This window comes from Calditrichota bacterium (genome assembly GCA_013151735.1).
GTDB lineage: Bacteria > Zhuqueibacterota > JdFR-76 > JdFR-76 > BMS3Abin05 > BMS3Abin05.
In genome coordinates this window covers 1-9,592 of record JAADHR010000104.1, presented here as the reverse complement: position 1 = coordinate 9,592, position 9,592 = coordinate 1, and the positions used below count along the sequence as shown (strand labels likewise).

Here is a 9,592-nt window from a genome sequence, read left to right as displayed (position 1 = left end):
CCGTGCTCCACTCAATCAGGTGATCGACCTGTTCACGGGTCACCATCAGGCGACAGGACCGCTCATCTGCCGGTTGAGCCTCCCATTCGGGAATGCCGTTTTTTCGGGCAAATTCAATCCACAATTTTTTGTCCGACCTGTGCGGAAAGCGAATATCCATTCCCCAAATTTTAGGGGCACGGGGGACCAGCAAATGCTCCTGATTTTCCAAAAACCGCCAATCCGAATCCAACGAAAACCCGTACACCCGAATCATTTGGCCGCCTTTCGATTTAATAAAACAACCAGATGTTTTCGGGCTTCTTCAGCAAAGGGATCGTTCGGCCCCGATTTAAAGTGAATCCGTTTTCGCAAAAAAGAGATCGCCCGATCCGTTTCGCCCTTCTGTTCGTAAATCTTGGCCAGATAGAGATAAGAATTGACAACGTGTCCGACAGCAAGGGCTTTTTCAAAATAGGGAATGGCTTCGTCGGGCCTTGCTTCAAGAAAGGCAATCACCCCCAAATTGTAAATGGAAATGGCATCTGTGGAATCCTGCCGAACGAGTCTTTGAAAAATTCTTCGGGCTCCTGCATAGTTTGTGGTGTTAATATAAAACTTGCCCAATTCCATCAGTCCGTCTTTCAAATCCGGATTAAATGCCAGCAACTCTTTGTATTGTTTTTCCGCCTCAGCCAAATCGTGTTGACGATACAAAACATCTGCCATCAGCAGATGTGCAGGAATGGAGGCCGGGTTCATAAAAACAGCCCGATGCAGGGTTTGCCGGATGGAATAAAAACCGATTTTTCGCAAGCGGGAGGGATGCAAACGGGACAGGGCGATGTACAGAGCGTCGGAATTCGGGTACAACCGGTAGCTCTTAAACAGGCTTTCCTGAGCCTTGCTCCAGATTTCCATGAAAATGTAGTATTTCCCCTCCAGCAAATGCACGAGAGACCAGTTTGGGGCCGCGTTTCGAGCGTTGACAACAGCGGAATAAGCGGATGCCAGATCATCGGCCAAATATCCACCGAGAGCCTGTTTGGCAACCACCCTTTGAAGGTGGCTTTCGGCCAATCCCACCCAGCCCAGGCAGGATTGGGGCGATTCGGTCAGGATCCCCTGAAAGGTTTTCTCGGCACCCGTCAAATCGTTGGTGAGTAGTTGCAGTTTTCCCCGTGCAAATTGTCGCCACTGATCCGGAGTGGCCTGAAAGTCCACCCGCTGTAACCGGGCCAATTGTTTCAGGCTGTCTTTGTCCGTGTAAAAATCGCGCAATCCGTTTTCAAGGGCGGCAGAGACCGTCTTTCCTGAATAGGTTTGGCTTTTTCCCGGTATTTTTCGACGCAGCTCTTCCGACACCCAAACGAGCTGGTGAGATTCCGGGCGCCAGCGGATCCAGATGAGCCGGTCCACTTTCATTCGTTTCAGAAATGAACGAATGGAATCCTTCCGGGTTGAACAGGCCTTTGGAATAATCCGGTACACCCAGTCGGGCGAATACACAATAAATCGGTCGGGGGGAAGCCAGCGAGATAATTTAAGAAAGGTTTCATACTGAACGGCGTAATTTTCCGGGTGAGAAGGATCGATCCGGAAACCGCCCGGCGTGGCCAGGGCCACCCGTTCATGCCGGGCAGGGGGCCGAAACACCCACCAAAGTCCCCCATAAATAAAAATAGACAGGATGAAAATCCAGACCAGCCACCTCGTGAATTTTCGCCTGTCTACCAGTTCAGACGTTCGATAAACAAACCAGGCCGTAAACCACCCAATCAGGATTAAAGCGATCCACACCCAAAATCCCCCCGGTACATCTGCCGAGAGAACCCCGAACCAATGCCTGATCATGAATTCATCCTAAATTCTTATGAGTGTTCTCCTTCATCCATACCTGAACCAGCCGATTTTTCAGATTTCTCTGCTACGGGTGTTGTAGATTCCGTTTTTTTCCGGCGGCGCGGTTTGCTTCGTGCTGCATTGGCCGCTTTTTTCTTTTTCGGCGGCGGTGCCATGGCTTCTCCTGCAAGGATTTGATCGATCTGATGCCCATCCAGAATTTCGTATTCCAGCAGCGCATCCGCCAAACGATGCAGAAGATCCACATTGTCGCGCAGGAGTTTCTCAGCTTTATCGGCCGCTTCCTGAACAATGCGCTTTACTTCTCCGTCAATAATTTTGGCTGTTTCTTCGCTGTAATCCCGGTGCTGTGCAATTTCGCGCCCGATGAAAATTTCCTCATCTTTTTTGCCGAATGTGACGGGCCCCAGTTTTTCGCTCATGCCCCATTCACACACCATTTTACGGGCCATTTCCGTTGCGCGCTCAATATCGTTCCCGGCTCCGGTGGTGTAGTGATTCAGAACAATCTTTTCGGCGGCGCGCCCGCCCAGCAGATGCACCATCCGGGTTTCGAGATATTCTTTGGAATAACTGTGGCGCTCATCGATGGGCAGGTACGATGTAATTCCAAGCGCACGCCCGCGCGGAATGATGGTCACCTTGTGCACGGGATCGGAACCGGGTATCAGCTTGGCCACCAACACGTGCCCCGATTCGTGGTAAGCCGTACTCCGCTTTTCGTCATCGCTGATAATCATGCTCTTGCGTTCCACGCCCATCAACACCTTATCCTTGGCTTCCTCGAAGTCCTCCATCTGGACGCGCTTTTTGTTCTTTCGAGCCGCCATCAGCGCCGCTTCGTTGACGAGATTGGCCAGATCGGCGCCGGAAAATCCCGGTGTTCCTTTGGCGATAATTTCCAGATCCACATCCTTGTCTAAGGGAATTTTGCGCGTGTGTACCCGCAAAATGCCCTCGCGTCCGCGCACATCGGGCCGGTCCACCACAATCTGCCGGTCAAACCGTCCCGGCCGCAGCAGGGCCTGATCCAACACATCCGGCCGGTTGGTTGCGGCGATGAGGATGACCCCTTCGTTGGAATCAAACCCGTCCATTTCAACCAGAAGCTGATTCAGAGTTTGTTCCCGTTCATCGTGCCCGCCGCCTAATCCGGCGCCCCGGTGGCGGCCTACGGCATCAATTTCATCAATAAAAATAATGCAGGGGGCATTTTTCTTTCCCTGTTCAAACAAATCCCGCACGCGGGATGCGCCCACACCGACGAACATCTCCACAAAATCGGCGCCGCTGATACTGAAAAACGGTACCCCGGCCTCGCCCGCCACGGCTTTTGCCAGCAGCGTTTTCCCGGTCCCCGGAGGCCCCAACAAAAGGGCACCCTTCGGAATGTGTCCGCCCAGCTTTTGAAACTTTCCGGGATCTCTCAAAAAATCAATTATTTCCAACAATTCCTGTTTGGCTTCGTCTGCACCGGCCACGTCATCAAATGTCACCCGAAGCTTGTCCTGCATCATCAGCTTGGCCCGGGATTTTCCAAACGAAAAGATTCCCTTGCTTCCCCCGCCCTGCATGCGTTTCAGCAGGTAGAACCAGATGGCCGCCAGAGCAATCCACGGAAGCAGATTGAGCAAATACCCCAGCCAGTCCATGGATTTTTCCCGAAAATCGTATTTGATTCCCGCCTTGTCCCATTGCGCCAGCATGTCCTTGTTTATGAAGGGAAGCATGACTTTGAATCGCTTAAAATTAACCACACGGCCGCCCACTTTCGTGGCATTCTCATGTTTTAAAACGCCATGAAATTCGTGATCCTTAATAACGGCACGTTCAATTTGATTGGCCTCCAGCAGGCGCATATACTCACTGTAACTGATAACCTGTTCACCTTTTCGTCCCAAATTACTGAAGGCCTGCGCAAAAAGAATGGAACCAAGAATAATCAGAATCCAGATTGTAATTGAACGGGAATAGCGTTTCCAGCCGCCATTTTCATCATTGGGGGCGTTATTCCCGCCGGGAGCATTCCCCTTCTGATTTTTTGAACGCCTCGGAAGCGTTGGCCGCTTGGGCGGTGTTTTCTGACCGGGTTTGTTGGTTTTTAATTCAATGGGTTCAAACTGATTAAACATCTATATCACTCCATTTTACTTTCTTTTTCAATATAAATTGCGCGTAAATTGCGCAGTTTTTGTTTGTAATCCAGGCCGTAGCCGATAACAAACTTATCGGGAATTTCAAAGCCCACGTAATCGATTGGGGCCGCAATGGAATTATCCCGTTTTTTCAATAAAAGTGTTACGAATTTAAGGGACCGCGGTTTCATGGCGGTAATCATCTGCCGCATGTACTGAATGGACAGTCCGGAGTCCACGATGTCTTCCACCACGATTAGATCCCGGCCTTCGATTTCACAATCGAGGGCTTTAAGCAATGAGACATTTCCGCTGGAGATTTTCTCGTCGCCGTAGCTGGAAATCTTCAAAAAATCAATTTCACAATCGATCGGAACTTCACGAATCAAATCCGCCAAAAAGATAAAGCTGCCGTTCAGAACCCCCACAAAGATGGGCACACGGCCATGGTAATCCTCGGCAATTTGCCGTCCCAATTCCTTGGTCCGCCGACGAATATCTTCTTCCGAAATGTAAACTTCAAATTCTTCCTTTTTTAAAACGTCTTGCAGCAAGTTTTGTTCGTTTCGCATATTAAGACCTTATTTTTTCTACGGCTAACTTAAGGCTTTTTTTGGTAGATTTTGTTACTCTGAAGCGATTGTCCAACCGATATCCGCAAATCCAAACAATTTCTTCATCCGCTGTGAATACCAAAATGCGTGGTCTTTCGTGGAGAGGCACCTTTTCATCTATCAAAAAATCGGAGATTTTTTTCTGCCCCGCCATTCCCAATGGGAAGAACCGGTCTCCTTTGCGCCACGGCCGAAGCAAGAGTTTTTTCCCCTGAAGCCGTTCCCAGTCCACATATTCGATTGTCGGATCATGAACACTGCGTTGAAATTCCTGAGGATCAGAACAGAACTGTGTTTGAAATACCACACCATAATCGCTCAGCGTGTAGTCTCGCCCCGGCTCAACCGTCAGGGGATGTTGCTCCGGGATCGGGCGATCCCTTTGAATAACCAAACCGGACTGGTCAATCAAAACCGTAATATGTGAACCAACCGGAATTTTTCGTCCTTTTTTGCCCTTTTCCGCGAGGGACAGCAAGGCATCATACATCGTAAAGGTTAAACGTGATTGTGCAACCCCCAGTTTGACCAAACATTCTCTTAAAATATATTTCTTTATTATATTAAAATACTTTGAAAATTTATCAATATCAAGAATAATTTTTGAATGATTTTGTAAAAGAATACAGTCTTCCGCAGAGTCGTGAGCCGTAGCAATCAGGAATGATTCGATTTCCGAGAAGATGCGTCCCACCCGGTAGGTCTGTTCTACAATTTCGGGATTAAAATGTTCCTTCAAATAGGGAATCAACTCGCGGCGAATCCGGTTTCGGCGATAGTCCACATCTGCATTGGTGGAATCCTGCTGAAACTCAAGCTCTTTTTCCCGAGCATATTGAAGAATGTCCTCCCGCGAGGCCCACAGCAGGGGACGAATAAACGGCCCTCTTTGAACAGGAATTCCGCTCAGTCCCGCCATTCCGGCCCCCCGTAAAAAATTGGCAAGAATGGTTTCCGCCTGGTCATTTTTCTGGTGCCCGAGAGCCACCTTTTGAAATCCGGTTTGGGCCAGAGCCCTCTCATAAAATCGATACCGCACCTCCCGGGCCGCCTCTTCCAGACCCAGACGGTGCTCTTTCCGATAGGCCGGAACATCCTGTTTTTCAAAAATGCCCTCCAGCCCGTACGCGTCCGCCAGTTTTCGCACAAAGGTCTCATCCCGGTCGGCCTCGCGGCCCCGGATGCTGTGGTTTAAATGAATCACCTTCAGGCGCAGTTTCCACTCCGACTGAACCTGGTGCAACAGGTCCAGTAAAACCACCGAGTCAACCCCGCCGGAAACCGCCACCAGAAGGCCCTCTTCCGGTTTAATCAGGTGCTGGTCGCGGACAAACTCCTTGAAATTTTTTAAGATTTGTTCTGTAAGCAGCATGGGTGTAATTAATGAAAATTTTAGAGAAATTGCAACTCTTTTGTAAAATGACGTTCGTCTGTAAGTAAATGTTTTTATGCCCGGATTCGAAAAATAAAAAACCCGGCAAGTTTTGCTTTCTTGCCGGGTAAACGAAGAAAAGAATCGTTAACGCATCAGCACGACCTTTCGCACGGCCTGAAAGGTCCGGCCTGCATCTACGAAGAAGCGAATAAAGTAGAGGCCGCCAGGGAGCCGGGCGCCGTTCTTACCCGTTCCATCCCAGTGAAACGGGTACCGGCCAGCGGGACGCTGCTTCAAAGACCATTCTGCCAGTTTTTGGCCGAGGACATTGTAAACCGCGATTTTGACATCGGCCGGCCGGGCCAGCTCGTACGAAAACGCAAGCATCTCTCCGGATGATGCGGGATTGGGGTACACGGGCGAGCACGTAAATCTCTTGGGAAAACGTTCTGTCTTTTGCGGGATCCCAAGATTCTCTGAACCTGAGAGGAAGAACACATCCAATGTACCGTCCAGATTGACATCCAGCGCATCGAATTTCCCATCGAAATCCACGTCAATGCGGTCAAACAGGCCGTCGCCGTTGGTGTCGAAGGCGTCGTAGGTACCGTCTGCGTTTAAATCGGCTGCGTCGGGGGTCCCCGTAGCATCCAGATCGGCCAAAATAAGGTCGATTTTTCCATCCTCATTGGAATCAATTTTAATAAGATTGTATCCGAGCCTGTCGCCGGCGGTGGCATACAAAAAGGTGTCAAACACCTTGTCTCCATCCGAGTCCAGTAAAAGGACTTCCGCCACGCCATCGCTGTCGGGGTCACACAGGGCGAAAAAAGCCTCGGTACTGTCCGGTGCGGCTCTTTTTAACAAGGGGTGCTGCCCGCCAATCGTGGACGGAATTTTCGAGGTATCGACCTTGTAAATTCCTTTCGCCGGATCAACCGGAATCAGCGGGATAATCTGATCCGGAATGCCCCCCACAAATTTGGACGTCCACGAGCGGCGAAACCAGCTCCAATTTTTGGAATCGTTTTTAAAGACCTTTCCACTCACCACAATGTATTTATTCTGTCCCGAATCATCCTCGAGAACCGTTCCGATTTGTCCAATCCCCTGTACCGTAATGACCTTATCTTTTGAAATCCAGAGGTCGGTACGAGCAGCCGGCGGATTGTTGACGTAGGTGGTGTTGTCTTTGGTTACACGGTAAAGCTGCCCCTGGGCCGAAATGTACTTTTTGGTCACTTTGATTCCGGCTTTCAGCGTACCCGTAATCAGATCCGTATTGTAGATTTTTGAAATGAATCCGGTTTTGTCCACTTTTTCAATCAGTTTCCCCACGCCTTCCATGGCGTTGATGGCTCCTTTTTCATTTTCACCCAAAAGGGGCGGATTTTCTTGCACATCCTTCTGCGTAAAGAGCACGCCGGCCTTTTTTTCTCCGGGAGATTTGTAAATAGCCAGGCCGCTTTCCGAGCGGCTCAATTGAAAATCCGCAGAAGGAGCCGGACAGTGCTTCCTCTGAAGAAATTTGTTCAGGGTATCCGGAGCCGTGGCCACCAATTGATTCATCCGGGCTGCGTAGGAGGCAGAATCGTAGTTGTCCTGAATCATGCCGTCCAGATAATAATTAATCAGCCAGTTGGGATCGTAAGCGGGATCCAACCAGGATTGCAGATTCTCATCATCGCTGAAAGCATCCACCATTAACGATCCCAGGATTCCTTCTTCAGCAATTTTCGCGAAGGTCTTTTCCCACAAATCAGCCTTTTCCTCGGGAGAAGCGGCTTCAAGCCGCTGGCGCAGCGTATCGGCGGCTTCCGGCGAAATCGCCTCTAAAATATCGTCATTTCCTTTGTCTTGAAGAGCCGAATCGGCTTCGGTTATTTCGGGCCGCTCAAAGCTCGGATCTCCCGGATCCAGCGGATTGGTTCCATTCCGAACTTCAACGCCGTCCAGGATACCGTCGCCGTCCGTGTCGGGATTGTACGGATCGGTTCCCCAGATCGTGTCTTCCTGATTATTGGTGAGTCCGTCCAGATCACTGTCGGCGTTTTCATCCCCGGGATCGCTCGAAATGTAGGGATCAAACCGAACCGTGTAATCGGCATTGGGTTCCGTGTGAACAGCCAGCAGAACGCCGTCACTGGACCGTTTTTCATTAAAATTATACCCGCTAAAATAGGTAGACGTGGACAGATCAAACAAAAAAATATGAGGTCCACGCGACCCTCCCCAATAATTCCAGGTAAAGTCACTCCACTGCAATAATTGATTGCTCACCCAAAGTCCCACGGCCGCATCGATAAAGGAACACTCGTTTATAGCCACTTCCGCGCCCGCGGAATCCTCAATGGCCAGAGCAAAACCACCCTGTCCCTCAAACCGGCATTTCTGAATGGAGGCGTTTTCCGGGTGGTACAGGTAAACGGCTCCGTTCCAGAGGCTTTCCAGATTATCAAAAGGGCAGGTGAAGGAATTTCCATAATCCATTGTTTTTACAAGTGAATTATAAAAATAAAAATTCGATCCCGTAAAGGACAAGCGGTCAGCCGAAATTCGGGCTCCGTTCACAAGAAAGAGTCTGCTGTCTTCAATGGTTAATTCGGAGCAAACCACATCAAATGTGGAATAGGTGTTCGATCCCATTTTATCGGTCAGATCGCAATCCTGCAGGGTGAGTTTGCCTTTGGCTCCCACACCGGAGGCTATCGAAGAAAGGGTATCGAAAATACATCCTTCAAACGCCAATTCACTGCCGTCGCCAAAAAGAATCTGCATGTAGATATTGGGAGTAATCGAACGAAAGGTAGCTTGTTTGGCAAGGACACTGGAACCATTTCCCACATTCAGATTAAGGGCAACCACCGATCCGGGAGAAATGATCAACTTATGGTTCGCTCCAACCTGATACTCCCCGTACGCATTCGAGAGAACATGAATCCCAGCCGGCCAATGAAGCACACCATCGTTGGGTGTACCTCCGAAACGATCGGTTTCGTCGAGGATACCATTCCCGTTCCAATCCTGGTTGCTGTCTTCATATTCCAGCGAATTATCGTGGTAAATTGTATCAACCATTGCCGTTGCGGCCCGGGTATTCTTTTCCCCCGACAAAAGCACCACCATTACACCCAGCATCGCTACCGCAAAAAACCGTATCCTCATCATCAAACCTCCCTGAACAATTCCCGAACAACTCTTTGCCCATTTGATCTGAATTCTGCCATCCGGTGAGACCTAACTTCAATAAATTAACAAACGTTTAATTTAATGGGCAAGTTTTGTACCAGCACGAATGGTGTTCATAAAACGGTCTGAAATGGGTTTGAACAGATGCCTGACCCTTAAACAAAAAAGCCCTCTGCATGTGCACAGAAGGCTTTTAATGTGGCGGTTCAGGGACTCGAACCCCGGACACGCGGATTATGATTCCGCTGCTCTAACCAACTGAGCTAAACCGCCTTTTTTCAAATTCAGTAATCTAAATATAATATTTTTTTATGAAAAATCAAGATTTTTTTTGGAGAAAATTCCCCGATCCGCCAGCCGACAACAGGTGCCAATCCTTAATAATTTTTGACAGAATTTACAGGATATTTTTAATTTAATCGGACACGATTAACCTG

Annotated in this window: 6 protein-coding genes and 1 tRNA gene; all 7 read right to left on the bottom strand. The window is 49.3% G+C overall.

Annotated elements, in window-relative coordinates:
- A partial coding sequence (locus GXO76_07130; protein ID NOY77624.1) for a hypothetical protein occupies positions 1-256 on the bottom strand: 256 nt, incomplete at its 3' end.
- The gene (locus GXO76_07125; protein NOY77623.1) at positions 253-1,833 is read right to left on the bottom strand and encodes a tetratricopeptide repeat protein; all 1,581 of its coding nucleotides are present in this window, start codon (positions 1,831-1,833) and stop codon (positions 253-255) included. The genes GXO76_07125 and GXO76_07130, both read right to left, overlap by 4 nt.
- A 17-nt stretch (positions 1,834-1,850) precedes the next feature.
- Positions 1,851-3,974, bottom strand: a complete 2,124-nt coding sequence (locus tag GXO76_07120; GenBank protein NOY77622.1) for an ATP-dependent metallopeptidase FtsH/Yme1/Tma family protein — start codon at positions 3,972-3,974, stop codon at positions 1,851-1,853.
- 5 nt (positions 3,975-3,979) lie between these two features.
- Positions 3,980-4,549, bottom strand: a complete 570-nt coding sequence (gene hpt, locus GXO76_07115) for a hypoxanthine phosphoribosyltransferase (GenBank protein ID NOY77621.1) — start codon at positions 4,547-4,549, stop codon at positions 3,980-3,982.
- Position 4,550: 1 nt separating this feature from the next.
- Complete coding sequence (gene tilS, locus GXO76_07110; protein ID NOY77620.1) at positions 4,551-5,963, bottom strand: tRNA lysidine(34) synthetase TilS; 1,413 nt, start codon at positions 5,961-5,963, stop codon at positions 4,551-4,553.
- A 147-nt stretch (positions 5,964-6,110) separates the two neighbouring features.
- Positions 6,111-9,134 carry a T9SS type A sorting domain-containing protein gene (locus tag GXO76_07105; GenBank protein ID NOY77619.1) on the bottom strand — a complete coding sequence of 1,008 codons (3,024 nt, stop codon included), beginning with the start codon at positions 9,132-9,134 and terminating at the stop codon, positions 6,111-6,113.
- A 220-nt stretch (positions 9,135-9,354) separates the two neighbouring features.
- Positions 9,355-9,428 (bottom strand) — tRNA-Met (locus GXO76_07100).
- Between the last annotated feature and the right edge of the window lie 164 nt (positions 9,429-9,592).

What these genes read in the sequence shown, in the direction of transcription:
- GXO76_07125 (NOY77623.1), bottom strand. Translation starts at nt 1,833, where the DNA reads ATGATCAGGCATTGGTTCGGGGTTCTCTCGGCAGATGTACCGGGGGGA.
- GXO76_07120 (NOY77622.1), bottom strand. Translation starts at nt 3,974, where the DNA reads ATGTTTAATCAGTTTGAACCCATTGAATTAAAAACCAACAAACCCGGT.
- hpt (NOY77621.1), bottom strand. Translation starts at nt 4,549, where the DNA reads ATGCGAAACGAACAAAACTTGCTGCAAGACGTTTTAAAAAAGGAAGAA.
- tilS (NOY77620.1), bottom strand. Translation starts at nt 5,963, where the DNA reads ATGCTGCTTACAGAACAAATCTTAAAAAATTTCAAGGAGTTTGTCCGC.
- GXO76_07105 (NOY77619.1), bottom strand. Translation starts at nt 9,134, where the DNA reads ATGATGAGGATACGGTTTTTTGCGGTAGCGATGCTGGGTGTAATGGTG.